Below are 25,299 nucleotides of genomic sequence, written 5' to 3' on the forward strand. Positions count from 1 at the left end.
TTACCCAAGGGGCCGCTTTGCGGCCCATCGCTGGTATTGCGGGTGCCGGTGTCAACGCACCAACCGAGGCACCATTCGCACATAAACCAGCTCACTCACCAGCTCCACCAGCGTTTGGGTGATCACCGCCGCTGCCGCCAACCCGCGTATGTCTTCCGGCAGCGCCAACGCTAGCGGCAATACGACCAACGAATTGCGTGTGGCGGCGCTGAAGGTTACCGAGCGTGCTTCGGTGGCCGGCAGGCGCAGCAGCCGCGCGCAGACGAACCCGAGCACAGGCGCCAGCAGCATGAAGCCGACGTACACCGGAATCACCGGCAGCAAACGGTCGAAATCACGCAGCACCACGGCTATCTGCGACGCGATCACTACCACCAGCACCAAGGCCATCGCCGGAACGGGCAACCACGCCCAGGCGTCGTTCCAGGTTGCGACGGTGCGCGAACGGCGGGCACCTAGGCTGGTGAGCACGGCCAGCAGCATGGGCAGCACGATCAGCAGCACGAAGGCTTCCACGAACGGGGTGATGGAAATCACCACGTTGTTGTTGGCCCCCAGCATCAGGGCCAGGTAGATCGGCAGCAGTGCCAGCTGCACCAGCAACAGCACCGGGGTGGCGGCCAGGGTCAGGCGCGAGTCGCCTTTGCCGATGTGGGTGAACACCACCACATAGTCGATGCAGGGCGTGAGCAGCACCAGCAAGGCACCGACGAGAATCGCCGGGTGCTCGACCAACCCGCGAGTGATCGCCCAGACCAACAGCGGCACAAGAATGAAGTTGGCGAGCAGCAGGGCGCCCATGAAACGGCGATTACCCAGGCCTTGGCGCAGGTCGAGGAAAGGGATTTGCAGAAACATCGCGTACATCAGCACGGCAATGGCCGGGGTGACCACGGCTTCCAGATACCGCGCGCTGTCAGTGGCCACCAAGCCGAAGGCAACGGCGGCGAGCACGGCAGCGAAGTAGATCGGGATCTGGTGGGTCTCGAGTTGTTCTCTGGTCAAGGTGTGGCCTGTGGTTGGTAATGGGGAATCAGCTTGGACTGGGCCCAAGTACTGAAGGCAAGCATATTACCTGTGGGAGCGGGTTTACCCGCGAACACCGGCGTAGCCGGTGCCATTCACCTCGTTGCCTTCTTCGCGGGTAAACCCGCTCCCACAGGGACCGCGACAGGTCAGCGAACCTGGTTCATGAAAAACAAAAAAGCCCGGCACTGGGCCGGGCTTTTTCACTTCAGGCTGGCGCCAATCAGTTGCCGTAAACCGGCAGCTTCTTGCAGATGGCCTTGACCTTCTCACGTACGGCGTCGATCACCGCTTCGTTGTTCAGGTCAGCCAGGATGTCGCAGATCCAGCCAGCCAGTTCCTTGCACTCGGCTTCCTTGAAACCACGGGTGGTAACGGCTGGGGTGCCGAAACGCAGGCCCGAGGTGACGAACGGCGAACGTGGGTCGTTCGGGACCGAGTTCTTGTTCACGGTGATGAAGGCTTTGCCCAGGGCAGCGTCAGCGTCCTTACCGGAAATTTCCTGCTTGATCAGCGACAGCAGGAACAGGTGGTTCTGGGTGCCACCGGAAACCACGTCGAAACCACGCTCGATGAACACGCTGGCCATGGCCTGGGCGTTCTTCACGACTTGCTGCTGGTAAGCCTTGAACTCAGGTTGCAGGGCTTCTTTGAAGCAGATGGCCTTGGCGGCGATGACGTGCTCCAGCGGGCCGCCTTGGGCGCCCGGGAACACAGCCGAGTTCAGCTTCTTCTCGATGTCGGCGTTGGCACGGGCCAGGATCAGGCCGCCGCGTGGGCCGCGCAGGGTCTTGTGGGTGGTGGTGGTGACCACGTCGGCGAACGGCACCGGGTTCGGGTACACGCCAGCGGCAACCAGGCCGGCAACGTGGGCCATGTCGACGAACAGGTAGGCACCGACCTTGTCGGCGATGGCGCGGAAGCGGGCGAAGTCCAGAACCTGCGAGTAGGCCGAGAAGCCGGCAACGATCATCTTTGGCTTGTGCTCGACAGCCAGGCGCTCGACTTCGTCGTAGTCGATCAGGCCGTTGCCGTCGATGCCGTACTGGATGGCGTTGTACAGCTTGCCCGACGAGCTTACCGAAGCACCGTGGGTCAGGTGACCACCGTGGGCCAGGCTCATGCCCAGGATGGTGTCACCGGCCGACAGCAGGGCCAGGTAGACGGCAGCGTTGGCCTGGGAGCCAGCGTGCGGCTGGACGTTGGCGTAGTCGGCGCCGAACAGCTCCTTGGCACGGTCGATGGCCAGTTGCTCGACGATGTCGACGTACTCGCAACCACCGTAGTAGCGCTTGCCTGGGTAGCCTTCGGCGTACTTGTTGGTCAGGACCGAGCCCTGAGCTTCCATGACGGCCGGGCTGGTGTAGTTTTCCGAAGCGATCAGCTCGATATGCTCTTCCTGGCGCAGGGCTTCTTGCTGCATGGCTTCGAAGAGCTCGGCGTCGTACTTGGCAATGGTCAAATCACGGCTGAACATGGCGGTCCTCAAGGATCGGGGTAATTTGGGTGGGCATTCTAACCGATTGATTCGCGGCTGGCATATGAAGTGGCATCAAGTCGCGGACCAATGGGGCTCATGTTGCATCCCGCGCCGTGTCTGGGCTGCGTAGATCCATGAGTTGACTCTAAGGTCCATTTTCAGGGGCGCCGCGCGCCCCATCGCTGGCACATCAATGGAACATGAACAGGGTCTCGTTGGAGAACTGCGCCTCGAACTGATGCGCCGGCATCGGCCGCCCAAACAGGTAGCCTTGCACCTCGTCGCAGCCATGCTCGCGCAGGAACTCCAGCTGTTCGTGGGTTTCCACGCCCTCGGCGATTACCGCCAGGTTGAGGCTGTGGGCCATGGCGATGATCGCCCGGGCGATCTGCGCGTCCTGCTCGCCTTCGGGCAGGCCGTCGACGAAGGTGCGGTCGATCTTCAGTACGTCGATGGGGAACTGCTTGAGGTAGTTGAGCGACGAGTAACCCGTGCCGAAGTCGTCCACCGCAATGCTCAGGCCGAGGTTTTTCAGGCTGGCAAGAATCTGCAGCGCCTCGTTCACTTCGCGCATCAGGATACTTTCGGTCAGCTCCAGCTCCAGGCATGCCGGTGGCAGGCCGCTTTCTTCGAGGATATTGGCAATCCGCGTGCCCAGTTGCCCGTCCGAGAACTGCCGCGCCGATATGTTCACCGACACCTTGGGTACCCGCACCTTGGCCTTGTGCCAGGCCTTGAGCTGGCGGCTGGCCTCGCGCAGCACCCAGTCACCCACGTCCACCACCAGGCCCAGTTCTTCGATCACCGGGATAAAGTCGCCCGGTGGCACCAGACCACGGGTGGGGTGGCGCCAGCGCAGCAGGGCCTCGGCGCCCGTCAGGCGCTTGCCGTCGCCGCTGAACTGCGGCTGGTAGTACAGGATGAACTCGTTCTGCTCCATGGCATGGCGCAAGTCGCTTTCCAGCTCCAGGCGCTCCAGTGCGCTGGCGTTCATTTCGGCCTGGTAGAACTGGAAGTTGTTCTTGCCGCGTTCCTTGGCGTGGTACATGGCGGTGTCGGCGTTTTTCATCAACTGGCTCAGCTCGCTGCCATCCTGCGGGCTGAGGGCGATGCCGATACTGGCCGTGACGAAGAATTCACGGTTTTCCAGCACAAACGGCCGCACCAGGCTGCCGAGAATGCTCTCGGCCACATGGATGGCGCGGTTCAGGGCCATCTCGCGGGTGGGGCGCGGTTGCAGCAGCAGGGTGAACTCGTCGCCGCCCATGCGTGCCACGGTGTCGTCGTCATCCACGCAGGCCAGCAGGCGCAGGGCCATGTCCTTGAGCATGCGGTCGCCGGCGGCATGGCCGAGGGAGTCGTTGATCGGCTTGAAGCGGTCGAGGTCGAGGAACATCAGCACCACCCAGGCCTTCTGCCGCTCGGCCTGTTGCAGGGCGTTGTACAAACGGTCCTGGAACAGCGTGCGGTTGGGCAGGTGGGTGAGGGCGTCGTAGTAGGCCAGGCGGTGGATGCGCTGTTCGCTGGCTTTGCGCTCGCTGATGTCGGTGAAGAAGCACACGTAGCTGGCCAGGTCGCCTTCGTCGTCCAGTACCGCCGTGATGCCCACCCAGGCCGGGTAGTGGTCGCCGTCACGGCGCTTGAGCCACACCTCGCCTTCCCAACTGCCGCGCTGGTGCAGTTGCTTGACCACATAGCGCAGGTGGCCCTCCTGCTGTTCGTCGACGGTGAGCATGCCCGGCAACTGGTCGAGCACTTCACTGACGGCGTACCCACTGACGCGGCTGAACGCCTCGTTGGCCTGGACGATGTAGCCGGCCGGGTCGGTGATGAGGATCGCCGACGTGGAGTGTTCGAATACCGTTGCGGCCATGCGCAGGTCTTTTTCGGCACGGCGTTGCTGGCTGATGTCGCGGCCCACCCCAAGCACGCCCTCAAAGCGCTGGTCATCGTCCCACACCAGCACCAGACGCAGCTCGATGGGGATCTTGCGGCCATCGGCACGCAGGCAGTCGAACAGGAACAGCTGGGTCGGTAGCTGGCTGCGCAGTTGCGCCAGTTGCGATGGGTCGCCCATGGCTTTGCTGACGCGCTCCATCAGGCTGTAGATACCGGTGAGCTGGGCCGGGTTGGCGATGATCGACTGCCAGCCGTTGGCGAATATCCAGTCGGCCTGGTAGCCCAGCACGCTCTGTACCGAGGGGCTGACATAGTTGAGCTTGAGCAGGCTGTCGGTGGAGAAGATCACGTCGCTGATGCTTTCGGCGAGCATGCGGTAGCGCTGCTCGCTGTCACGTAGCGACTGGCTGGCCTCGATCTGCACGGTCACATCCTTGCCCACGCCGATGATGCGCGTCACCAGGCCTTCGGCATCGCGGGTCAGCACCTGCTCGCGAATGTCGTAGCAGCGCCAGCCGCCGTCGCGGTGGCGGAAGCGCAACTGGCAGTGCAGCGGTTGGTCATGGCCGCTGTCGCGCTGTTGCTGGCGCAGGGCCTGGTAGTGCGCGGCATCCTCGGGGTGCAGCAGCAGTTCCCAGAAGCGGTCGCCCATCTGTGCCAGCTCGGTACGGTCGTAGCCCAGGGTCTGGCCGAGGTGACGGTTGCTGAAGATCATCCGCTGGCTCAGCACATCCTGCACGTACAACTGGTCGGGTACGGTGCGCACCACGTCCGACCAGAAGCCTTCGCGCTCCAGCAGCGACAGCTCGACCTGTTTGCGGCTGGTGATGTCGCTGATGCTGAGGATCACTGCCTGGTAGTCGCGGCGCTGCTGCGGCAGGCGCGCCATCAACCACAGGTGCAGTTCGCCGCCCAGCGGTGCCGGCAGGCGCACTTCCAGCTCAAGCAGCTGGCGTTGCTCGATCAGTGCGTCGATCAGCTGCATGCCGACGCTGTCGCGGCCATCGCCGGTGCCGTCGATCAGCCGCTGCCATGCGCCTTCGTGGCACTCGATGTTCAGCAGTTGGCGCGCCACCTGGTTGACCTCGGTGATCTTCAGCTCCAGCAGTAGCGAGCGGCGCAGGTTCGGGTCCAGCGCCAGGCTGTGCTTGAGCGCAGCGCGGTTGCGCAGGTGGTAGCGGTCGAGCTGGCTGGGCAGGCTGGACAAATCGAGCACGCACAGGGCCACGCCGGTGCCTTCGAAAATTTCCTGATAGCGCCGGCGGTCTTCCTGCAGCGCGCGCTGGCGGCGGCGCATGTTGATCAGCGCCAGCACCGGCAGCAGGGCGCAAAACAGCACCAGCAGGCATTTGCCGATCAGCGCCGGCAATAACTTTTGCTGGGCCAGCTCGGCGTCGAACAGGCCGCGCAACTGCCAGGTACTGTTGTCGATGAAGGCCAGCATCACGCTTTGCAGCGGCGCGTTGCTGGTATCGGTTGGGGCGTGGCGCTGCAGCACCTCGCCACTGCGGCTGTTCTCCAGCAGCCACAGCGGGTGGCCGCCACCATCGAGGTGGAGGGTGAGCTCGCGGTAGTAGTCCGGTGAAAGGCGCAGCAACCAGTAGCCACGGTCCTGTTCGGCGGCCTGGCGCAGCAACAGATACAGGGTGCGGTTGTCGGCCGAATTGGTGAAGAAGTACGGGCGCCCCTGGTTCAGTGTCAGCAGTTCGTCAAGCAACTGGCGGTCCGGGCTGCCGGCCAGGCTGTCGACGCGCAGTTGCCCGGCACTGTCCAGCCAGGCCACGCTTTGCAAGGCAGGCAGGCGCTCGCGCAGGGTGTCCACCAGGCTCGGCAGGGCAGCGGGTGTCGGTGCATTGACATAGGGCTGCACCACATTCACTGCCTGCTGCGCCTTGAACGCCATGTTCAAGCTCAGGTGATCGGCCAGTTCCGCGGTGGCGTCCAGGCTCTGTTTGCGCAGGTCGGCCTGGGTATGGTTGAACTGGGCGAATAGTTGCCACAGCAGCAGGCCCAGCAGAATCAGGGCCAACAGTGCCAGCGCACCCTTGATCGACCCGCGCAGGGTAACGGCGGGCGCTTGTTGCGCGGTACGCAATGACGACGGATGAGTAAGGTTGGTCAAGCGTTGATCCTGCGATTGGGCTGGCGATGGCAGGGAAGGATCATGCACGGTGTATGCCGGTGCCTGGTTGTTGCGACGCGGTGGCGCACTATAAGGCCGGACACCCGAAACCGGCTAGCATGCCTAGGATTATGGCAAAGTGCCAGCCATGTTGACCGATGGTGCCTGCCCGGTGGTTCGGCAAGCCCCTGCAACCTGTGCGAGAATAGCGCCCGCTTCACATGACAACGCATCGGAGATGTTCGGTTTTGGTTACTCACTTTTCCTCCAATGGCCTCGATTCCGCCTGTGGGCGCAGCAGTCAGACCCTTGTCAGCACTGCCGTGACCGAGGACGTATCCTGCAAATCGTGCCAGCGTTCGCTGGTCAAACCAGACGCGGCTGCCACCGCCAAGAGCAAGGCCCCATCGCTGGCTGAACTGCGCAAGACCGCCAAGGTGGCAGCTGCGCCGGCCGTTGCCGTGGCTGCGGCCAAGCCTGCTGCCAAGCTTGTCAGTACGGCGCCTGCGGCCGCCAAGCCGGCTAATGTGGCCAAGGGCGCCGAGCAGCAGCCTACCCTCAGCGCAGGCTTCAGCGTGAAGTCCGCCTGGGCCTCTCGCCTGGCTGAGCAGAGCGACCGTTGCCGTTTGCCGCGTGGCAAGGCCAAGCAGCGTCACGTCTGAGCCCTCTTCGGCCACTGCGGCGGCCCTTTCGCGGCTAAAGCCGCTCCCACAGGTGCTGTATTGCCCTTGAAGGCAGTGATATTCCTGTGGGAGCGGCTTTAGCCGCGAAGAGGCCGGAACAGGCAATAGACCCCCCCAAGGATCACACCGATCCCACCCCCCACTGGCGGTCCCTCCTATGCAACGCTGCGCGTTGGCGTAGAATGGTCGACTTTGTTCAATGACACCCAACACATCCCCCAGGCCATGCTGCCGGGGCGATCGTCGATGTCTTTACCTATCTGATTAGAGGGCTTGGTTTTGGCTCAATACGTCTACACCATGCATCGGCTGAGCAAGGTCGTGCCGCCGAAGCGGGAAATTCTCAAGAACATTTCCCTGTCGTTCTTCCCGGGCGCCAAGATTGGCGTGCTCGGCCTGAACGGCGCCGGTAAATCGACCCTGCTGCGGATCATGGCGGGCGTCGACAAGGAATTCGACGGCGAAGCCCGTCCGATGCCCGACATCAACGTGGGTTACCTGCCCCAGGAACCGCAACTGGACCCGACCAAGACCGTGCGTGAAGTGGTCGAGGAAGCGGTCAGCGTGATCAAGGACGCCCAGGCGCGCCTGGACGAGGTCTACGCCGCCTACGCCGACCCGGATGCCGACTTCGACAAGCTGGCCGCCGAGCAGGCCAAGCTGGAAGCCATCCTGCAGGCCGCCGACGGTCACAACCTGGAGCGCCAACTGGACGTCGCCGCCGATGCCCTGCGCCTGCCGGCCTGGGATGCGCGCATCGAACACCTGTCTGGTGGTGAGAAGCGCCGTGTGGCCCTGTGCCGCCTGCTGCTGTCGGCCCCCGACATGCTGCTGCTCGACGAACCAACCAACCACCTGGACGCCGACTCGGTGGCCTGGCTTGAGCGCTTCCTGCACGACTTCCCTGGCACCGTGGTAGCCATTACCCACGACCGTTATTTCCTCGACAACGTCGCCGGCTGGATCCTGGAACTGGACCGCGGCGCCGGTATCCCGTACGAAGGCAACTACTCGGGCTGGCTGGAAGCCAAGTCGGACCGTCTGGCGCAGGAATCCAAGCAGCAGAGCGCCCACGAGAAGGCCATGAAAGAGGAACTGGAGTGGGTGCGCAAAGGCGCCAAGGCCCGCCAGTCCAAGTCCAAGGCCCGTCTGCAGCGCTTCGAAGAAATGCAGTCGCAGGAATTCCAGAAACGCAGCGAAACCAACGAGATCTACATCCCGGCCGGTCCGCGCCTGGGTGACAAGGTCATCGAGTTCAAGAACGTCACCAAGGGCTACGGTGACCGCGTGCTGATCGACAACCTGTCGTTCGCCATGCCCAAGGGTGCCATCGTCGGCGTGATCGGTGGTAACGGTGCCGGTAAGTCGACGCTGTTCCGCATGCTGATGGGCAAGGAGCAGCCAGACTCGGGCAGCATCGAGATCGGTGAAACCGTGCAACTGGCCTGTGTGGACCAGAGCCGCGAGGACCTGGACGGCGCCAAGACCGTGTTCCAGCAGATCTCCGACGGCTCCGACCAGATCCGCATCGGCAACTACGAGATCCCTTCGCGTACCTACGTTGGCCGCTTCAACTTCAAAGGTGGCGACCAGCAAAAATTCGTCAAGGACCTGTCCGGTGGTGAGCGTGGCCGCCTGCACCTGGCGCTGACCCTGAAGGAGGGCGGTAACGTCCTGCTGCTCGACGAACCGTCCAACGACCTCGACGTCGAAACCCTGCGTTCGCTGGAAGAGGCCCTGCTGGACTTCCCGGGCGCCGCGATCGTGATTTCCCACGACCGTTGGTTCCTGGACCGTGTGGCTACCCACATCCTGGCGTACGAAGACGACTCGAACGTGGTGTTCTTCGAAGGTAACTACACCGAGTACGAAGCTGACCGCAAGAAGCGCCTGGGCGATGCCGCTGCCCAGCCGCACCGTGTACGGCACAAGAAGCTGGCTCAGTAAGCCGGTTTTTTGATGCACAGGAATGGGGCCCATGGTGGCCCCATTTTTGTGCCCGCCGCACAGGCAGAAGCAGGGTGCTGGGCGGTTATTTTGTATACATTTATATAAAACGCACCAAATAATTTCAAAAAAACGACATCTCGCCCTATTCCGGTGCGATTGCTTCTTGGTACATTCCTGAAAAAACCAATAAGTCCAAAACCTTCGGTGAGATGTCTACCATGATCGAATCTGTCGACAATTTCCTTGCACGCCTGCAACAGCGTGACCCTGGCCAACCGGAATTCCACCAGGCGGTGGAAGAGGTGCTGCGCACCCTGTGGCCATTCCTTGAGGCCAACCCTCACTACCTGCAATCCGGCATCCTCGAGCGCATGGTCGAGCCCGAGCGCGCTGTACTGTTTCGCGTGTCCTGGGTCGATGACCAGGGCAAGGTGCAGGTCAATCGCGGTTACCGCATCCAGATGAGCAGCGCCATTGGCCCGTACAAGGGCGGGCTGCGTTTCCACCCGTCGGTTAACCTCAGCGTGCTGAAGTTCCTGGCCTTCGAGCAAGTGTTCAAGAACTCCCTGACCTCGCTGCCCATGGGCGGCGGCAAGGGCGGCTCGGACTTCGACCCTAAAGGCAAGAGCGACGCTGAAGTGATGCGCTTCTGCCAGGCCTTCATGAGCGAGCTGTACCGCCACATCGGCGCCGACTGCGACGTACCGGCCGGTGACATCGGTGTGGGGGCCCGCGAAATCGGCTTCATGTTCGGCCAGTACAAACGCCTGGCCAACCAGTTCACCTCGGTGTTGACCGGCAAAGGCATGACCTACGGCGGCAGCCTGATCCGTCCGGAAGCCACCGGCTATGGCTGCGTGTACTTCGCCGAAGAAATGCTCAAACGCCAGGACAAGCGTATCGACGGTCGCCGCGTGGCGGTGTCCGGTTCGGGCAACGTTGCCCAGTATGCCGCGCGCAAGGTCATGGACCTGGGCGGCAAGGTGATTTCGCTGTCTGACTCCGAAGGCACCTTGTACGCTGAAGCCGGCTTGACCGATGCCCAGTGGGACGCCTTGATGGAGCTGAAGAACGTCAAGCGCGGCCGCATCAGCGAGCTGGCCGGGCAGTTCGGCCTGGAGTTCCGCAAAGGCCAGACCCCATGGAGCCTGCCGTGCGACATCGCCCTGCCGTGCGCCACGCAGAACGAACTGGGCGCCGAGGACGCCCGCACGCTGCTGCGTAACGGCTGCATCTGCGTGGCTGAAGGCGCCAACATGCCGACCACCCTGGAAGCTGTGGATATCTTCCTGGACGCCGGCATCCTGTACGCCCCGGGCAAGGCCTCCAACGCCGGTGGCGTGGCCGTATCGGGCCTGGAAATGTCGCAGAACGCCATGCGCCTGCTGTGGACTGCCGGTGAAGTGGACAGCAAGCTGCACAACATCATGCAGTCGATTCACCATGCATGCGTGCACTACGGTGAAGAAGCCGATGGCCGTATCAACTACGTCAAAGGTGCGAACATCGCAGGCTTTGTGAAAGTGGCCGATGCGATGCTGGCTCAGGGCGTCGTCTGATCTGAGGCTGCTGGGGGCCGCTTTGCGGCCCTTTCGCGACACAAGGCCGCTCCTACAGGGGACCGCGACAACCTGAATGATCGCGCAATCTTGTAGGAGCGGCCTTGTGTCGCGAAAGGGCTGCAAAGCAGCCCCCAGGGCCCTCAGCTTTCACCCTCAATTTCAAGTATCTCGATCACCTGATCCCCCACCGGCCGCCGCCAAACCACTTCATCCCCAGGCCCCGCACCCAGCAAAGCCCGCCCCAACGGCGACCCCCAGTTAATCAATCCACGCCCAGCATCCGCTTCATCCTCGCCTACCAGTCGCATCACATGCTCCTGGTCCTGCGCATCCACGAACCGCACCCGGCTACCAATCTGCACCTTGCTGCGAGAAGCCGCCGCCGGCACCACTTGGGCACTCTGTACCCGCGCGCTGAAATAGCGCAGGTCGCGCTCGGTATCGGCCAGCCGCTGCTTGTCGCCACGCTCACCTTGTGCCAGCAGTTCACTGCGCAAGGCATTCAGCTCGGCCACGCGCGCCTGTAACTGCTGCAGTCCGCTGGCAGTGACGTAGTTGGGCTGTTCGCTGATGCGTCGCTCGACCGGCTGGTCGGCCTGGGCGGCGGCCTGGTCTTCGTTGACGAATGCTCGGCTCATGCGGGGGCTCCTTGTGCAGGAGACCATCATGGCAGGCTGCCGGTTTCAAGGGATGTCCGTTTGCGACTCAGTCGTGGCGATAGGCCTTGGCGGCACCACGGTCCTTTTCCTGCTCCCACTCGCGGTCGCGCTGGTCCCAGAAGCGCTCGTGGTACTCGCGCTGTTCTTCACTGTTCTGCATGGCGTGGCACTGGCGGAAGCCGTCGTCCCAGCCGGTTTCGTACTGGCGCTCGTGCAGGTAGCGCGGCACGTTTTTGTTGAACCCGCCCACCATCAGCCCGGCCGCCTGGCGACCGCTGCTGCAGCCGTCCTGAAAGCCATCGGCATAGGCCGGGGGATAACCATGGTTGACCATCTGCTCGTGGGTGGTTTCGCAACCTGACAGCAACAACGCAATGCACACGCCGAACCAGTACCGCGACATAACCACCAGACCCTCCCGTTGATGGTGGAAAGTCTAGGTGGCGATTTGTCGGGGAGGTGTCAAAACAGTGTCAAAGAGTTGGTTGGGATACTCAGCTTTCAGCCTGACGCGCTGTCTGTAGGAGCGGCCTTGTGTCGCGATCGGGCCGCAAAGCGGCCCCGGGATTTCAGCGATGATGCAAATATTGCTGGGGCCGCTCTGCGGCCCGATCGCGACACAAGGCCGCTCCTACAAAAAGCGCGCAGGCCCGACCCGCTAGTAGTGATACCACTTCAGTTCCAGCATCACCTCGTTCTGCGCGGTAGCCAAATGGCTGAATTCGCGCGAAGCACTCAACCGCAGCCCAAGGTTCTGGCTGATTTCCCATTGCTGGTTCAGGCTCACGCTGCGCCGCACTTCGCCATTGGTGAAGTAGTCGCCCTTGGCCTCGAGCGTCATGTTGCCCAAGCCGTTGCGCCACAGCAGCCCGCCATTGAACCCCGCCGCTGGGGCGATGAACTGGGCGAAGTCATTGTGATGCTCGACCCGCACCGTGCCCAGGGCAAAGCCCAACAAACCGTCGGCCAGCTGCCAGGTGCCACCGGCGCCGCCATTCACATGGCTCACCAGCACCTCGTCATCGTGCTTGCCCGGCACCCGCTCCAGCCCACCAGCCACCTGCCATGACCAGGGCTTGAGCAGCTCGTTGCGTGGCGTCAGTGAGCGAATGGTGGCCAGGTCCAGCCGTTGTACCTGCCAATCGTTGCCTTCGTACTGGCGCACCTTCAGTTGCAAAATTTCGATCTGCGCGCCCAGCGGGAAGCCATAGGCGTTGTCATTCAGGTCGTGGTAGGCCATGCGCAGGCCGTATTCGGCGTAGGCACGGTCTTCACGGGTGCCCACGCCCAACTGCCAGGTGCGCGAGTCATGACCATCCTCGGGCAGGCCGGGGCGTTCGATTTGCAGGGGCGGCGGTGGGTTGCCGTTGATTGCACGCAGCAGCTCGAAGCTGCGTTTTGCCTGGCCGGGGTCGCGTTCCTGGCCATTGGCCCGGTACCGCTCCAGGCGATACGCCGCATCTTGCACCAGCGCCTGGCGTTCGCGGGGCAGGGCTTTGAATTCGGCGCTTTGCAGCTGCGCGGTGTCGGCGCTTGCCGCCAGTACCTGGCGTTTTTCGTTGTGGTCAAGCGGCTCGGCACGGGCCAGCAACTCGCGCTCGCGAGAGGGGCGGTAAGTCTCACTGGCGACCAGGCCGGACTGCTTCACGGCTTTCACGGTGTCGGTGGGAATGGCGGTTAGCGGAAACTGTGATGTCAGGTCCAGGCTCGGCCGGGCCACTTGCAGCAGCTCCAGTAGGCGATACGAGCAGTTTTCATCGAAGAAGAAGTAGTCGAACTGGATCTGCTTCAGCTCCCACACGTGCTCGACCATGCGCCCGGTTTCCTCGGGTGTCAGGTCCAGCTGGTACTCCCACAGGTCGCGGTTTTCCAGGCTGCGGTATTCGGAGAGTTTTTCCTGGTAGGGCATCAGCGCGAACAGCCCTGGGTAGCCCCCCATCAGGCCTTTCCAGGCGTACAGGATGCTGTTGTCGCTGCCTTCGATGTAGGCACCGAAATTGATCGCGTAGCTCAGCAGGGTGGTGTCGTCGCTGCGGGTGGTGGACTGGTCGATGCGCAGCAGCGTGTGGCCGAACATCGACGACGGGCTGTTCAGGTAAGCTGCCGGGAAGATCAGCGCGGCGCTGTGCGGGTCGATCGACTGGTACCAGGTCTTGAATTCCTGGCAGTCCGGTTGCGGCAAGCCTTGCAGGTCGAGTTGTTCGCGCAGCCAGCGGGTACGCGCCGGGAATACGCATTGGGCGTGCTTGTCGCCGAGGCTGGCCGGGGCATACAGCGCGTCGACCGTGGCCTTCAGCTCCTGGTCGGGGTGATGCGCACCGTCCTCGGCGAGGAAGAACGCATCATCGTCCACATAACTGCGCCAGCCGCCGAGCTTGGCGGTTTCGTAGTGACCAATGGCGAGCCAGTAAGGGGTATTGGCCAGTTGCTGGAGACGGCCTTGATCCAGCACGGGCGCGGCTTGTACGGGGGCGCAGGCACACAGCGCCAGGGCAGCGAGGCGTTTGAGCATATCGGGCAACTACTTCTAAACGATGCCGAAAAAGGCGAAACCCGCCCCGGGTGGGGCGGGAGCAGCTGTGCTTAGGCCTCGGTGGCGTATTTGGCCAGGCGTGGGTCGCTTTTCAGAACGGCCAGGGTGTTGCTGTGAACCGTTTCGGCAGTGACGTCGGCGCTGCTGAAGATTTGGTTGAAGTGCTGGTGGGTGACCGAGTTGAAGTAGCCGCGGTCTTCCGGGGCCACACCAAGGACGACGGCATAGGTGGTCAGTGCTTCGCCCTGGCCCATGGCCATGTCTTCGGACAGCTCGTTCATCATGCCGTTCATGGCGAACCAGGACTTGCCGCCGTAGGTCAGCGAAGCCTTGGTCGAGCAGCCGTTGGTGCCGGAGGTCATGCCGAAGGTGGCGTTACCGGAGGTGCCGTTGGTGGTGGAAGCCAGGAAGTGTGCCGGCGTGCCGCGCTGGCCTTCGAACAGCATGTTGCCCCAGCCGCAGTTCGGGCCGCCAGGCGCTTCGGCCATGGCGTTCAGCGAGACCACGGTGAACAGAGTACCCAGAAGAATCCGTTTCATAGCATTTGTTCTCTTTGTCTTAACCAAGGGTCAGGGTTTCTGGCAACTCGGTTGCCAGGTCGGGAAAGCTTTTCACCCACCCGCGCAGCTTGGAGTTTAGGCACGATCTAAAGGTTGCGTTGTTGATTGCGAAAAATTTGCTGTTACATGACCTGCACGGGCTAAGACCTGCCGCGATATTAAAGTCCCGTAGAGCCTTGCAAGGCGCGCTGGGGCAGCGCCAGAATGCTGGTCATCTGCCCGCCGAAGTAAGGAAACCCAATGCCCGATCCTGTCGCTGCGCGCCTGCGTCTCGCGCCTGAAGCCCTGACCCGGCGTTTCTCCCCCGAGCAGTTTGCCTTTACCAATACCGACGATCTGGAGCCGTTTCGCGGAGTCCTGGGCCAGGAGCGTGCTGTCGAGGCCCTGCAGTTTGGCGTGGCCATGCCGCGCCCTGGTTACAACGTGTATGTAATGGGTGAGCCCGGTACCGGGCGCTTCTCGTTCGTAAAGCGCTACCTCAAGGCCGAGGGCAAGCGCCAGCAGACCCCGGCCGACTGGGTCTACGTCAACCACTTCGACGACACCCGTGAGCCACGGGCACTGGAGCTGCCGTCCGGGAGCGCCGCCGAGTTCATCAGCGACATGGGCGGGTTGATCGACAACCTGCTGTCCACGTTCCCTGCCGTTTTCGAACACCCGTCCTATCAGCAGAAGAAGGGTGCTATCGACCGTGCCTTCAACCAGCGCTATGACCGCGCCCTGGACGTGATAGAGCGCGCATCGCTGGAAAAAGACGTGGCCTTGTATCGCGATGCCAGCAACGTCGCCTTCACGCCGATGGCCGATGGCAAGGCGCTGGATGAAGCCGAGTTCGCCCAGTTGCCGGAAGCGGTACGCGAGCAGTTCCACGAAGACATTGCCTTGCTCGAGGAACAGCTGAACGAAGAGCTGGCCAGCTTGCCGCAGTGGAAGCGCGAGTCGAACAACCAACTGCGCCATCTGAACGAAGAAACCATCACCCTGGCGCTGCAGCCGCTGTTGGCGCCGCTGTCGGAAAAGTACGCCGAGAACGCGGCGGTCTGCGCATACCTGCAATCGGTGCAGTTGAACCTGCTGCGTACCGTGGTCGAGCAACTGGTGGATGACAGCAAGACCGACGCCGTGGCCCGCAAGCTGCTCGAAGAGCAGTACGCGCCCAGCCTGGTGGTGGGCCATCACGCAGCCGGCGGCGCGCCGGTGGTGTTCGAGCCGCATCCGACCTATGACAACCTGTTCGGCCGTATCGAATACAGCACCGACCAAGGCGCGCTGTACACCTCCTATCGCCAACTGCGCCCAGGCGCGCTGCACCGTGCCAACGGTGGCTTCTTGATTCTTGAAGCCGAGAAGATGCTGGGCGAGCCGTTCGTTTGGGATGCGCTCAAGCGTGCACTGCAGTCGCGCAAGCTGAAGATGGAGTCGCCGATCGGTGAACTGGGCCGTGTCGCCACGGTCAGCCTGCAGCCGCAGATGATTCCGCTCAACGTCAAACTGGTGATCATCGGCTCGCGCCAGCTGTACTACGCGCTGCAGGACCACGACCCGGACTTCCAGGAGATGTTCCGCGTGCTGGTGGACTTCGACGAAGACATGCCGATGGTCGACGAGAACCTGGAGCAGTTCGCCCAGCTGTTGCGCACCCGCACCAACGAAGAGGGCATGGCGCCGCTGACCAGCGACGCCGTGGCGCGCCTGGCCACCTACAGCGCTCGCCTGGCTGAAAACCAGTCGCGCCTGTCGGCGCGTATCGGCGACCTGTTCCAGTTGGTGAGCGAGGCTGATTTCATTCGCCAGCTGGCCAGTGACGAAATGACCGACGCCGGCCACATCGAGCGTGCGCTCAAGGCCAAGGCCACCCGCACCGGGCGTGTGTCGCAGCGGGTGCTGGACGACATGCTCGCCGGCATCATCCTCATCGATACCGAAGGTGCTGCAATCGGCAAGTGCAACGGCCTCACGGTGCTGGAGGTGGGCGACTCGGCGTTCGGTATGCCGGCACGTATTTCGGCCACTGTGTACCCAGGCGGCAGCGGCATTGTCGACATCGAGCGTGAGGTCAACCTTGGCCAGCCGATCCACTCCAAAGGCGTGATGATCCTTACCGGTTATCTGGGCAGCCGCTATGCCCAGGAATTCCCGCTGGCGATTTCCGCGAGCATCGCCCTGGAACAGTCCTACGGCTACGTGGACGGTGACAGCGCCTCGCTGGGCGAAGCCTGCACGCTGATTTCAGCCTTGTCGCGCACGCCGCTCAAGCAGTGTTTCGCTATCACTGGTTCCATCAACCAGTTTGGTGAAGTGCAGGCAGTGGGCGGGGTCAACGAGAAGATCGAGGGCTTCTTCCGCCTCTGCGAGGCGCGAGGCCTGACGGGCGAGCAGGGGGTGATCATTCCGCGTGCCAACGTTGCCACCCTGATGCTTGATGAGCGCGTGCTGCAGGCCGTGGAGAACGGCATGTTCCACGTCTATGCGGTCAGCCAGGCTGATGAGGCGCTGAGCCTGCTGGTGGGCGAGGAGGCCGGGGTGCTCGACGACAAGGGGCTGTTCACCGAGGGCAGCGTCAATGCTCGGGTGGTGGAGCGCCTGCGTGAAATTGCCGAGATGATCAGCGAAGAAGAAATCGAGAAGGCAGAAAAGGAACACCTGGAAGAGGTGATTGCCAAGGCCAAACCGGCTTGAGTCAATAAACTGGCGCTGGCGGCGATGTGCTACCGTTCAGCGCCGGTTTTCCATCTTTCTGTACTGTTCTTCTATGCTGGAACTTAAGGACGGTATCAGGTTCAGGATGGAAACAGCCTGAGGTTCAGGCTGAACAAGGCTTTTTGGAGGGGACGCGGCCATGCGCAACCTCAGCCTCACACGCCAGTGCCTGGGCCTGGTGACCCGCATCGAATGCAGCATCCGCCCACTGGCCGGGGACAACGGCATGTGGACGTTGCTGTTCGCCGCCGGCATGGCCGGTGAACAACCTTCCGCGATCAAGGCGCAGGGGCCGTTTCATGGGCCGCTGGTGGCCGAATCAGTGCTCAATGCCATCGTCGACAGCCTGACCTTGCATGGGTACCAGGTGGCCGAAGACCCGCAGATCTGGTGTTTGCATTTGCAGGCGCAGTTACGGCGGATCAATGGCGAGCGGTGCCGTAATCTTGGGGATTACCAGTTTCATCCAGAGACCTGAACGATTGCCGGGGCTGTAAAACAGCCCCCCGTTCACCGGGCTTTTGCTGTAACAGGTGGCTGGCTATACTCGCCGTCGATTTTTAGTCACCTGATGAGTCCTGAACTTCATGGAACGTATCCTCGAAAACGCGATGTATGCCTCGCGCTGGCTGCTCGCCCCGATCTACTTCGGCCTGTCCCTTGGCTTGCTGGCCCTGGCACTGAAATTCTTCCAGGAAGTGGTCCATGTCCTGCCCAACGTCTTCGCCCTGAGCGAAGCCGACCTGATCCTGGTGATCTTGTCGCTGATCGACATGTCGCTGGTGGGTGGCCTGCTGGTCATGGTGATGATCTCCGGGTACGAGAACTTCGTTTCGCAACTGGACATCGACGAAAGCAAGGAAAAGCTCAACTGGCTCGGCAAGATGGACTCTTCGTCGCTGAAGATGAAAGTTGCCGCATCGATCGTGGCGATTTCGTCGATTCACCTGCTGCGGGTGTTCATGGATGCGCAGAACATCTCCACCGATTACCTGATGTGGTACGTGATCATCCACATGACCTTCGTGATCTCGGCGTTTTGCATGGGCTACCTGGACAAGCTGACCAAGCACTAAGCCAGGTTGCTGCATTCACCGCCCGTCCGTTGCAAAACGGACGGGCGGTGTTGTTTCTGGCTTGTGCTTTCGGCTGGCCTGTAGAAAAAATGAGCACTCATGCGTGGTTCTCATCGCGAGGTGCTCTCATGAACCTGCATCAGCTCAACACCGAGGCCAGGGCTGGCCATGTCGACGAACTGAACCTGATCGCCATCGAAGGCGGTGACTACCTGCTCGAGGCCCGGGTCAAAGGCCACGCTCACCCTCTGTCCGATACCCGTGGTGAACGCTTGCGCGTGCACTCGGTGGAAGATGCGCGCAAGTTGCTGCAAACCATCCCCATGGTCTCGATGAACCTGGTGCATTGGTCGGTGCAGGACGAAATGTGCGGCATGGGTACGCACCCGGAAGAAGACCTGAAGGTGCCGATCTCCCAGCGCTCGGCCTGGTAGCTGCTCGCCGCGCCCCAGTGTGCTAGGCTGCTCGCCCTTTTCATCAAGGGCGCGGCTGCACTGCGCCCTGCAGTGGAGCACGACAATGTCCGAACTCAATCTGTCCACCGACGAAACGCGCGTCAGCTACGGTATCGGCCGTCAGCTGGGCGGCCAGCTGCGCGACAACCCGCCACCAGGCGTCAGCCTGGAAGCCATCCTGGCCGGCCTGACCGACGCCTTCAACGGCGCCGACAGCCGCGTCAGCGAAGCCGACCTGTCGGCCAGCTTCAAAGTGATCCGTGACATCATGCAAGCCGAAGCGGCCGCCAAGGCTGAAGCCGCTGCTGGCGCTGGCAAGGAATTCCTGGCCGAAAACGCCAAGCGTGATGGCATCACCACCCTGGCTTCGGGCCTGCAGTTCGAAGTACTGACCGCAGGTGAAGGCGCCAAGCCGACCCGCGAAAGCAACGTGCGTACGCACTACCACGGCACCCTGATCGACGGCACCGTGTTCGACAGCTCCTACGAGCGCGGCCAGCCGGCTGAATTCCCGGTTGGTGGTGTGATCGCTGGCTGGACCGAAGCCCTGCAGCTGATGAACGCTGGCAGCAAATGGCGCCTGTACGTGCCGAGCGAGCTGGCTTACGGTGCCCAAGGCGTTGGCAGCATCCCGCCGCACAGCGTACTGGTGTTCGACGTCGAGTTGCTCGACGTTCTGTAATGCCCCTCGGGGCCGCATTGCGGCCCATTCGCGGGCAAGCCCGCTCCTCCAGGTATTGCGCAGAACTCAAACCTTGCGCGGTCGCTGTGGGAGCGGGCTTGCTCGCGAAGAGGCCAGCCCTGCTGGCCTCAATTCCAATCTGTCCCCATCGGGCGCAATGCCCGCGCATAGCAGAACAGAAACAAGTTCCGCACCAATTCCTTCAGTACCCCAGGTTCACTCGAATTCAACCCGCTCATGTCCAGGTCGCCCTGGTCACGCAATTCGTCAAGTGCATCTTGTTCAAGCACCGCACACACTTCGCCGGTTTCCCGATGAAGAATGCGCAGGTAGGGGTGAGGGCGGTCCAGCCAGGCGTCGATCAGATAAGTCATGGCTATTCTCCTTGGAAAGCGGTTCCAATGAGAATAATTCTTATTATCAAAATAGCAAGCGCCAATTGGCGGATTTTTGTGTAATCAGACTTTGCGCACGAATTCGGACTTCAGCTTCATGGCGCCGATACCGTCGATTTTGCAGTCGATATCGTGGTCGCCGTCACACAGGCGGATGTTTTTGACCTTGGTGCCAACCTTGACCACCAGGGACGAACCTTTGACCTTGAGGTCCTTGATCACGGTGACGGTGTCGCCGTCCTGCAGGATGTTGCCGACCGAGTCCTTTTTCACCACCTCGTCGATGGCCTCGGCATCGCCGCTGGCCGACCACTCGTGGGCGCATTCAGGGCAGATCAGCTGAGTGCCATCCTCATAGGTGTATTCGGAGTTGCATTTTGGGCAGGGTGGCAGAGTGCTCACTTCGGATCCTCAAACAAACAGACGGGCGGTTAAAAGCCCACATTGTAAAAGGTATTTTTCCAGAAGTGGTTATGTCCGGACAAAAGCATCGCGGGCAAGCACGCTCCTACAGGCGGCGCAGTCCTTGTAGGAGCGGGCTTGCCCGCGAATGAAGACGACTCTGTCTGTCAGTGAGTACGCGCGACCGCAAACTCGCTCAGCTCAACCAGCGCATCCCGGTATTCGCTGGCTGGTAGTACTTCGAGGCATGCAATGGCACGCTTCACATAATCACGCGCCAGCTCTGCGGTGTACTTCAGTGCGCCGGACTCTTCGACCGCCACGCGAATCTGCTCCAGATCCTCCAGGCCACCCTTCTGGATCGCCTGGCGAACCAGTGCGGCCTGCTCGGCAGTGCCTTCGCGCATGGTGTAGATCAGCGGCAGGGTAGGCTTGCCTTCGGCCAGGTCGTCACCGACGTTCTTGCCCAGGGTTTGCGAGTCACCCTTGTAGTCCAGCAGGTCGTCGACCAGTTGGAAGGCCACGCCCAGGTGGTCGCCGAAGGTGCGCAGGGCTTCGCGCTGCTCATCAGTGGCTTCGGCCAGCGCTGCGGCGCTGTGGGTCGAGGCTTCGAACAGCATCGCGGTCTTGCCGCGAATCACCTCCATGTAGACCTCCTCGGTGGTGCTGGCGTCGCGTACCCGCGACAGCTGCAGCACTTCACCCTCGGCAATCACCCGGGTGGCCTTGGAGAGGATCTGCATGACCGGCATCGAGCCCAGTTCGACCATCATTTCGAACGAGCGCGAATAAAGGAAGTCACCCACCAATACGCTCGGCGCATTGCCCCACAGGGCATTGGCGGTGGAGCGGCCACGGCGCATGCCGGACATGTCGACCACGTCGTCGTGCAGCAGGGTGGCGGTGTGCAGGAATTCAATGGTGGCGGCCAGCAGACGCAGGTCGTCGCCTTCACGGCCCAGGGCCTTGCCACACAGCAGTACCAGCAGGGGACGCAGGCGCTTGCCACCGGCCGACGTGATATAGTCGCCGATCTTCGATACCAGCGGCACGCGCGAGGTCAGCTGCTTCTTGATGATCTCGTCGACGGCGCTGAAATCATCAGCCACCGCGCGGTAGAAGGTTTGGGGTTGCATCGGCTGCTCCAGTGAGGTTGCGCGGCATGCTAGGTCGCGGGTCCCGGTGTGTCAAGGCGCGGTGCCAGCTGGCCGGGGGCGGTACTTGCAAGCAAAACCGCGGTTGCGTACAATCGCGCACCCTAACTTCCTGGGCAGCACCTGCCTTACGCAATTGCGCCGGGCCGTTCCAGCCCTGTGCAGCCATGCCAGCCAATACTCATCATATAAAGCGCTGGGTGAGCAGGATTATCGGAGAAATACCATGTCTTACGCAGTAATCGTTACCGGCGGCAAGCAGTACAAAGTCGCTGAAGGTGAATTCCTCAAGATCGAAAAACTGGAAGTCGCCACTGGCGAATCCGTGACCTTCGATCGCGTTCTGCTGGTCGCCAACGGTGAAGAAGTCACCATCGGTGCTCCAGTTGTTGCTGGCGCTAAAGTAGTGGCCGAAGTCGTTTCGCAAGGCCGCCACGACAAGGTTCGCATCATCAAGTTCCGTCGTCGTAAGCACCACATGAAGCGTATGGGCCACCGCCAGTGGTTCACCGAGATCAAAATCACCGGCATCCAGGCTTAATCCCCTAGATCCCCTGAATTTATTTGGAGAATTGAACCATGGCTCACAAGAAGGCTGGTGGTAGTACTCGTAACGGTCGCGACTCAGAATCTAAACGCCTTGGCGTGAAGATGTATGGCGGCCAGGTTATCAAGCCAGGCAACATCATCGTCCGTCAGCGCGGCACCGAATTCCACGCTGGCTACGGCGTTGGCATGGGCAAGGACCACACCTTGTTCGCCAAGATCGAAGGCGTGATCAAGTTCGAGAAGAAAGGCGAGTTCATGCGCCGTTACGTGAGCATCGTCGCCGCTTAATCGCGACGTCGCTCCAGAAGCCCCGTCATGCGACGGGGCTTTTTCGTTTGTGGTGAGCCTCTTGCAAAGCTGTTTGTCTGGGTTGCCGGCGTTGGTTTCTACGGTCGTACGGGGCCGCCGCGCTCATTTTTGCAAGAGCCTCATGTTTTGAGTCATTCAGCTCGTCTGCCGACGAGAGGCGGTTTTAATGAAGTTTGTTGACGAAGTATCGATTCGGGTCAAAGCCGGTGACGGCGGCAACGGTTGCATGAGCTTCCGTCGCGAGAAATTCATCGAGAACGGTGGCCCCAACGGCGGTGACGGCGGTGATGGTGGCTCGGTGTACATGGTTGCCGACGAAAACCTGAACACCCTGGTCGACTACCGCTACACCCGTCACCACGAAGCCCAGCGCGGCTCCAACGGCGGCAGCACCGACTGCACCGGCAAGAAGGGTGAAGACCTGTTCCTGCGCGTGCCGGTCGGCACCACCGTGATTGACGCCTCGACCCAGGAAGTGATCGGTGACCTGGTGACCCCTGGCCAGAAGCTGATGGTTGCACAAGGCGGCTGGCACGGCCTGGGCAACACCCGCTTCAAGTCCAGCACCAACCGTGCGCCGCGCCAGACCACCCCAGGCAAACCGGGTGACCAGCGTGACTTGAAGATGGAAATGAAGGTGTTGGCCGACGTCGGCCTGCTGGGCCTGCCGAACGCCGGCAAGAGTACCTTCATTCGCTCGGTCTCGGCCGCCAAGCCGAAAGTGGCCGACTACCCGTTCACCACCCTGGTGCCAAACCTGGGCGTGGTCAGCGTCGACCGCTGGAAGAGCTTCGTCATCGCCGACATCCCCGGCCTGATCGAAGGCGCTTCCGAGGGTGCCGGCCTGGGTATCCGCTTCCTCAAGCACCTGGCGCGTACTCGCGTACTGCTGCACCTGGTGGATATCGCGCCGCTGGATGAAAGCAGCCCGGCCGATGCCGCCGAAGTCATCGTCAACGAGCTGACCCGCTTCAGCCCGTCGCTGGCCGAGCGTGAGCGTTGGCTGGTACTGAACAAGTCGGACATGGTCATGGACGACGAGCGTGATGAACGTGTTCAGGAAGTGATTGATCGCCTCGAGTGGGAAGGCCCGGTCTACGTGATCTCGGCTATCTCCAAGCAGGGTACCGACAAGCTCAGCCATGACCTGATGCGCTACCTCGAAGACCGCGCCGATCGCCTGGCCAACGACCCGGCCTACGCCGAAGAGCTGGCCGACCTCGACCAGCGCATCGAAGACGAAGCCCGTGCCCAGCTGCAGGCCCTGGACGACGCCCGTACCCTGCGTCGCACCGGCGTCAAGAGCGTGCACGACATCGGCGACGATGACGGTTGGGACGATGATTTCGAGGACGACGAAGACGGCCCGGAAATCATTTACGTGCGCGACTGATCGGTTGCAGTACACTAAACGCCGCTCTCTGGAGCGGCGTTTTTGTATCCACGGTATCTACAGATTCGACATAGGTTGGAAGAAGATGCGAAGCAAGGTGACGGGCGCCAAGCGCTGGGTCGTGAAGATTGGCAGTGCTCTGCTGACCGCCGATGGCAAGGGCCTCGACCGCGGCGCCATGGCCGTTTGGGTCGAGCAGATGGTCGCGCTGCGTGAGGCAGGCGTGGAGTTGGTACTGGTCTCCTCCGGGGCCGTTGCTGCCGGCATGAGCCAGCTGGGCTGGACTACGCGACCGAGCGCGATGAACGAGCTGCAGGCGGCGGCCTCGCTCGGCCAGATGCGCCTGGTGCAGGCCTGGGAGTCGAGCTTTGGCGAACACGGCAAGCACACCGCGCAGATCCTCTTGACCCATGACGACCTGTCCGACCGCAAGCGTTACCTGAACGCCCGCAGCACCTTGCGCACTTTGGTCGACCTGGGTGTGGTGCCGGTAATCAACGAAAACGACACCGTGGTCACCGACGAAATCCGCTTCGGTGACAACGACACCCTGGCGGCGCTGGTAGCCAACTTGGTCGAGGCCGACCTGCTGGTGATCCTCACCGACCGCGATGGTATGTTCGACGCCGACCCGCGTAACAACCCGCAAGCCCAACTGATTTACGAAGCCCGTGCCGACGACCCGTCGTTGGATGCCGTGGCCGGTGGTACCGGTGGTGCCCTGGGTCGTGGCGGCATGCAGACCAAGCTGCGCGCAGCGCGCCTGGCTGCCCGTTCCGGTGCCCACACCATCATCATCGGTGGCCGCATCGAGCGCGTGCTGGATCGCCTCAAGGCGGGCGAGCGCCTGGGTACCTTGCTGTCGCCCGAGCGCGGCATGCTCGCTGCGCGCAAACAATGGCTGGCAGGCCACCTGCAGACCCGTGGCACCCTGGTGCTGGATGCCGGTGCCGTGCAGGCACTGCGCCAGGCCAACAAGAGCCTGTTGCCGGTCGGCGTGAAGACCGTGCAGGGCAGCTTCCGCCGTGGCGAGATGGTGGTGTGTGTTGGCCCGGACGGTATCGAGGTGGCCCGCGGCCTTGCCAACTACAGCGCCCTGGAGGCGCAGAAGATCATTGGCCAGCCCTCGGACGCGATCGAGTCGATTCTTGGCTACAGCGCCGAGCCTGAGCTGGTACACCGCGACAATCTGGTGCTGGTATGAGCCTGTTCAAGCGGGTGATTGCCGTGGCAGCGCTGGCACTGCCAATGCTGGCCGGGGCCGAGGAAGTCGGCCAGGTGTCCACGGTCTTCAAGTTCCTTGGGCCGAACGACCGCATTGTGGTCGAAGCGTTTGACGATCCCAAGGTCGAGGGCGTGACCTGCTACCTGTCACGGGCCAAGACTGGCGGCATGAAGGGTGGCTTGGGGCTGGCGGAAGACCGTGCGGAGGCGTCGATTGCCTGCCGTCAGGTCGGGCCGATCAACTTCAAGGGTGAGTTGAAGGATGGCGAGGAAGTGTTCAAGGAACGCACCTCGCTGGTGTTCAAGACCATGCAGGTGGTGCGCTTTTTGGACAAGAAGCGCAATACGCTGGTGTACCTGGTGTACAGCGACCGCATGATCGAAGGCAGCCCGCAGAATGCGGTGACCGCGATACCGATCTTGCCTTGGGCTCATTGATAGCCTGGTAGATTGCCGGGAGGCCTTCGGCCTCCTTTCGCGACACAA

At 62.1% G+C, this 25,299-nt stretch carries 23 protein-coding genes; 13 read left to right on the plus strand and 10 right to left on the minus strand.

What is annotated here, in order from left to right:
- Nucleotides 1–51: 51 nt before the first annotated feature.
- The 3 genes from ACNQP3_RS03520 to ACNQP3_RS03530 form a co-directional block, all read right to left on the minus strand.
- The gene (locus ACNQP3_RS03520) at nt 52–1,005 is read right to left on the minus strand and encodes an arsenic resistance protein (RefSeq protein WP_069943225.1); all 954 of its coding nucleotides are present in this window, start codon (nt 1,003–1,005) and stop codon (nt 52–54) included.
- Nucleotides 1,006–1,249: 244 nt separating this feature from the next.
- Complete coding sequence (gene glyA, locus ACNQP3_RS03525) at nt 1,250–2,503, minus strand: serine hydroxymethyltransferase (protein WP_012270418.1); 1,254 nt, start codon at nt 2,501–2,503, stop codon at nt 1,250–1,252.
- Between the two features lie 193 nt (nt 2,504–2,696).
- On the minus strand, nt 2,697–6,527 hold the full coding sequence (locus ACNQP3_RS03530) for an EAL and GGDEF domain-containing protein (RefSeq protein ID WP_060494665.1): 3,831 nt from the start codon (nt 6,525–6,527) through the stop codon (nt 2,697–2,699).
- A gap of 248 nt (nt 6,528–6,775) precedes the next feature.
- Between ACNQP3_RS03530 and ACNQP3_RS03535 the strand changes: the two genes are divergently transcribed.
- The 3 genes from ACNQP3_RS03535 to gdhA all read left to right on the plus strand — a co-directional run bounded on the left by ACNQP3_RS03535 (nt 6,776) and on the right by gdhA (nt 10,719).
- Nucleotides 6,776–7,189, plus strand: coding sequence for a hypothetical protein (locus tag ACNQP3_RS03535; RefSeq protein ID WP_060494664.1), 414 nt, complete (start codon nt 6,776–6,778; stop codon nt 7,187–7,189).
- A 300-nt stretch (nt 7,190–7,489) separates the two neighbouring features.
- Nucleotides 7,490–9,157 (plus strand): energy-dependent translational throttle protein EttA, encoded by a 1,668-nt coding sequence (ettA, locus tag ACNQP3_RS03540; RefSeq protein WP_060494663.1) that lies wholly within the window; start codon nt 7,490–7,492, stop codon nt 9,155–9,157.
- Nucleotides 9,158–9,378: 221 nt separating this feature from the next.
- Complete coding sequence (gene gdhA, locus ACNQP3_RS03545) at nt 9,379–10,719, plus strand: NADP-specific glutamate dehydrogenase (RefSeq protein WP_012270422.1); 1,341 nt, start codon at nt 9,379–9,381, stop codon at nt 10,717–10,719.
- A gap of 143 nt (nt 10,720–10,862) precedes the next feature.
- On the opposite strand, the gene ACNQP3_RS03550 is transcribed toward gdhA, so the two are convergent.
- The 4 genes from ACNQP3_RS03550 to ACNQP3_RS03565 form a co-directional block, all read right to left on the minus strand.
- Nucleotides 10,863–11,360 (minus strand): GreA/GreB family elongation factor, encoded by a 498-nt coding sequence (locus ACNQP3_RS03550; protein ID WP_264316808.1) that lies wholly within the window; start codon nt 11,358–11,360, stop codon nt 10,863–10,865.
- Nucleotides 11,361–11,427: 67 nt separating this feature from the next.
- Entirely contained in the window at nt 11,428–11,784 is a 357-nt protein-coding gene (locus ACNQP3_RS03555; protein WP_060514794.1) for a hypothetical protein, read from the minus strand.
- Between the two features lie 255 nt (nt 11,785–12,039).
- Nucleotides 12,040–13,893 carry a DUF4105 domain-containing protein gene (locus ACNQP3_RS03560; protein ID WP_060492884.1) on the minus strand — a complete coding sequence of 618 codons (1,854 nt, stop codon included), beginning with the start codon at nt 13,891–13,893 and terminating at the stop codon, nt 12,040–12,042.
- A gap of 71 nt (nt 13,894–13,964) precedes the next feature.
- On the minus strand, nt 13,965–14,453 hold the full coding sequence (locus ACNQP3_RS03565) for a DUF3015 domain-containing protein (RefSeq protein WP_012270426.1): 489 nt from the start codon (nt 14,451–14,453) through the stop codon (nt 13,965–13,967).
- A 261-nt stretch (nt 14,454–14,714) separates the two neighbouring features.
- Here ACNQP3_RS03565 and ACNQP3_RS03570 point away from each other — a divergent pair, with 261 nt between their 5' ends.
- The 5 genes from ACNQP3_RS03570 (at nt 14,715) to ACNQP3_RS03590 (ending at nt 19,387) form a co-directional block, all read left to right on the plus strand.
- A complete protein-coding gene (locus tag ACNQP3_RS03570) occupies nt 14,715–17,153 on the plus strand; it encodes a Lon protease family protein (RefSeq protein WP_060492883.1) in 2,439 nt (812 codons plus the stop codon).
- Nucleotides 17,154–17,313: 160 nt separating this feature from the next.
- A complete protein-coding gene (locus tag ACNQP3_RS03575) occupies nt 17,314–17,652 on the plus strand; it encodes a hypothetical protein (RefSeq protein WP_003247487.1) in 339 nt (112 codons plus the stop codon).
- A 109-nt stretch (nt 17,653–17,761) separates the two neighbouring features.
- Complete coding sequence (locus tag ACNQP3_RS03580) at nt 17,762–18,250, plus strand: TIGR00645 family protein (RefSeq protein ID WP_012270428.1); 489 nt, start codon at nt 17,762–17,764, stop codon at nt 18,248–18,250.
- 128 nt (nt 18,251–18,378) lie between these two features.
- Nucleotides 18,379–18,684, plus strand: coding sequence for a DUF6482 family protein (locus ACNQP3_RS03585; RefSeq protein WP_012270429.1), 306 nt, complete (start codon nt 18,379–18,381; stop codon nt 18,682–18,684).
- Nucleotides 18,685–18,769: 85 nt separating this feature from the next.
- Nucleotides 18,770–19,387, plus strand: coding sequence for an FKBP-type peptidyl-prolyl cis-trans isomerase (locus ACNQP3_RS03590; RefSeq protein ID WP_012270430.1), 618 nt, complete (start codon nt 18,770–18,772; stop codon nt 19,385–19,387).
- Nucleotides 19,388–19,515: 128 nt separating this feature from the next.
- Here the strand turns inward: ACNQP3_RS03590 and ACNQP3_RS03595 are convergent, their stop codons facing one another.
- The 3 genes from ACNQP3_RS03595 to ACNQP3_RS03605 form a co-directional block, all read right to left on the minus strand.
- Nucleotides 19,516–19,761, minus strand: a complete 246-nt coding sequence (locus ACNQP3_RS03595; protein WP_012270431.1) for a hypothetical protein — start codon at nt 19,759–19,761, stop codon at nt 19,516–19,518.
- 84 nt (nt 19,762–19,845) lie between these two features.
- Nucleotides 19,846–20,184 carry a zinc ribbon domain-containing protein YjdM gene (locus ACNQP3_RS03600; RefSeq protein ID WP_069943228.1) on the minus strand — a complete coding sequence of 113 codons (339 nt, stop codon included), beginning with the start codon at nt 20,182–20,184 and terminating at the stop codon, nt 19,846–19,848.
- A gap of 167 nt (nt 20,185–20,351) precedes the next feature.
- Nucleotides 20,352–21,320, minus strand: a complete 969-nt coding sequence (locus tag ACNQP3_RS03605; RefSeq protein WP_012270433.1) for a polyprenyl synthetase family protein — start codon at nt 21,318–21,320, stop codon at nt 20,352–20,354.
- 244 nt (nt 21,321–21,564) lie between these two features.
- Here ACNQP3_RS03605 and rplU point away from each other — a divergent pair, with 244 nt between their 5' ends.
- From rplU to ACNQP3_RS03630, 5 genes are all read left to right on the plus strand, one after another.
- Nucleotides 21,565–21,879 (plus strand): 50S ribosomal protein L21, encoded by a 315-nt coding sequence (gene rplU / locus ACNQP3_RS03610; protein ID WP_003247466.1) that lies wholly within the window; start codon nt 21,565–21,567, stop codon nt 21,877–21,879.
- A gap of 38 nt (nt 21,880–21,917) precedes the next feature.
- Nucleotides 21,918–22,175: a 50S ribosomal protein L27 gene (rpmA, locus tag ACNQP3_RS03615; protein ID WP_003247464.1), complete on the plus strand. Its 258-nt coding sequence runs from the start codon at nt 21,918–21,920 to the stop codon at nt 22,173–22,175.
- Between the two features lie 187 nt (nt 22,176–22,362).
- Complete coding sequence (gene cgtA, locus ACNQP3_RS03620) at nt 22,363–23,589, plus strand: Obg family GTPase CgtA (RefSeq protein WP_012270434.1); 1,227 nt, start codon at nt 22,363–22,365, stop codon at nt 23,587–23,589.
- 85 nt (nt 23,590–23,674) lie between these two features.
- Nucleotides 23,675–24,793, plus strand: a complete 1,119-nt coding sequence (proB, locus tag ACNQP3_RS03625) for a glutamate 5-kinase (RefSeq protein WP_179027495.1) — start codon at nt 23,675–23,677, stop codon at nt 24,791–24,793.
- The gene (locus ACNQP3_RS03630) at nt 24,790–25,251 is read left to right on the plus strand and encodes a CreA family protein (RefSeq protein WP_012270436.1); all 462 of its coding nucleotides are present in this window, start codon (nt 24,790–24,792) and stop codon (nt 25,249–25,251) included. Before proB ends, ACNQP3_RS03630 begins: the two co-directional genes overlap by 4 nt.
- Nucleotides 25,252–25,299: the final 48 nt, after the last annotated feature.

Source organism: Pseudomonas sp. LFS074, assembly GCF_047978165.1.
Lineage (GTDB): Bacteria > Pseudomonadota > Gammaproteobacteria > Pseudomonadales > Pseudomonadaceae > Aquipseudomonas > Aquipseudomonas putida_P.

Bases quoted from the DNA above. Each gene is read 5' to 3' on its own strand.
- glyA (WP_012270418.1), bottom strand. From the start codon at position 2,503: ATGTTCAGCCGTGATTTGACCATTGCCAAGTACGACGCCGAGCTCTTC.
- gdhA (WP_012270422.1), top strand. From the start codon at position 9,379: ATGATCGAATCTGTCGACAATTTCCTTGCACGCCTGCAACAGCGTGAC.
- ACNQP3_RS03550 (WP_264316808.1), bottom strand. From the start codon at position 11,360: ATGAGCCGAGCATTCGTCAACGAAGACCAGGCCGCCGCCCAGGCCGAC.
- ACNQP3_RS03555 (WP_060514794.1), bottom strand. From the start codon at position 11,784: ATGTCGCGGTACTGGTTCGGCGTGTGCATTGCGTTGTTGCTGTCAGGT.
- ACNQP3_RS03560 (WP_060492884.1), bottom strand. From the start codon at position 13,893: ATGCTCAAACGCCTCGCTGCCCTGGCGCTGTGTGCCTGCGCCCCCGTA.
- ACNQP3_RS03565 (WP_012270426.1), bottom strand. From the start codon at position 14,453: ATGAAACGGATTCTTCTGGGTACTCTGTTCACCGTGGTCTCGCTGAAC.
- ACNQP3_RS03570 (WP_060492883.1), top strand. From the start codon at position 14,715: ATGCCCGATCCTGTCGCTGCGCGCCTGCGTCTCGCGCCTGAAGCCCTG.
- ACNQP3_RS03575 (WP_003247487.1), top strand. From the start codon at position 17,314: ATGCGCAACCTCAGCCTCACACGCCAGTGCCTGGGCCTGGTGACCCGC.
- ACNQP3_RS03580 (WP_012270428.1), top strand. From the start codon at position 17,762: ATGGAACGTATCCTCGAAAACGCGATGTATGCCTCGCGCTGGCTGCTC.
- ACNQP3_RS03585 (WP_012270429.1), top strand. From the start codon at position 18,379: ATGAACCTGCATCAGCTCAACACCGAGGCCAGGGCTGGCCATGTCGAC.
- ACNQP3_RS03590 (WP_012270430.1), top strand. From the start codon at position 18,770: ATGTCCGAACTCAATCTGTCCACCGACGAAACGCGCGTCAGCTACGGT.
- ACNQP3_RS03595 (WP_012270431.1), bottom strand. From the start codon at position 19,761: ATGACTTATCTGATCGACGCCTGGCTGGACCGCCCTCACCCCTACCTG.
- ACNQP3_RS03605 (WP_012270433.1), bottom strand. From the start codon at position 21,320: ATGCAACCCCAAACCTTCTACCGCGCGGTGGCTGATGATTTCAGCGCC.
- rplU (WP_003247466.1), top strand. From the start codon at position 21,565: ATGTCTTACGCAGTAATCGTTACCGGCGGCAAGCAGTACAAAGTCGCT.
- rpmA (WP_003247464.1), top strand. From the start codon at position 21,918: ATGGCTCACAAGAAGGCTGGTGGTAGTACTCGTAACGGTCGCGACTCA.
- cgtA (WP_012270434.1), top strand. From the start codon at position 22,363: ATGAAGTTTGTTGACGAAGTATCGATTCGGGTCAAAGCCGGTGACGGC.
- proB (WP_179027495.1), top strand. From the start codon at position 23,675: ATGCGAAGCAAGGTGACGGGCGCCAAGCGCTGGGTCGTGAAGATTGGC.
- ACNQP3_RS03630 (WP_012270436.1), top strand. From the start codon at position 24,790: ATGAGCCTGTTCAAGCGGGTGATTGCCGTGGCAGCGCTGGCACTGCCA.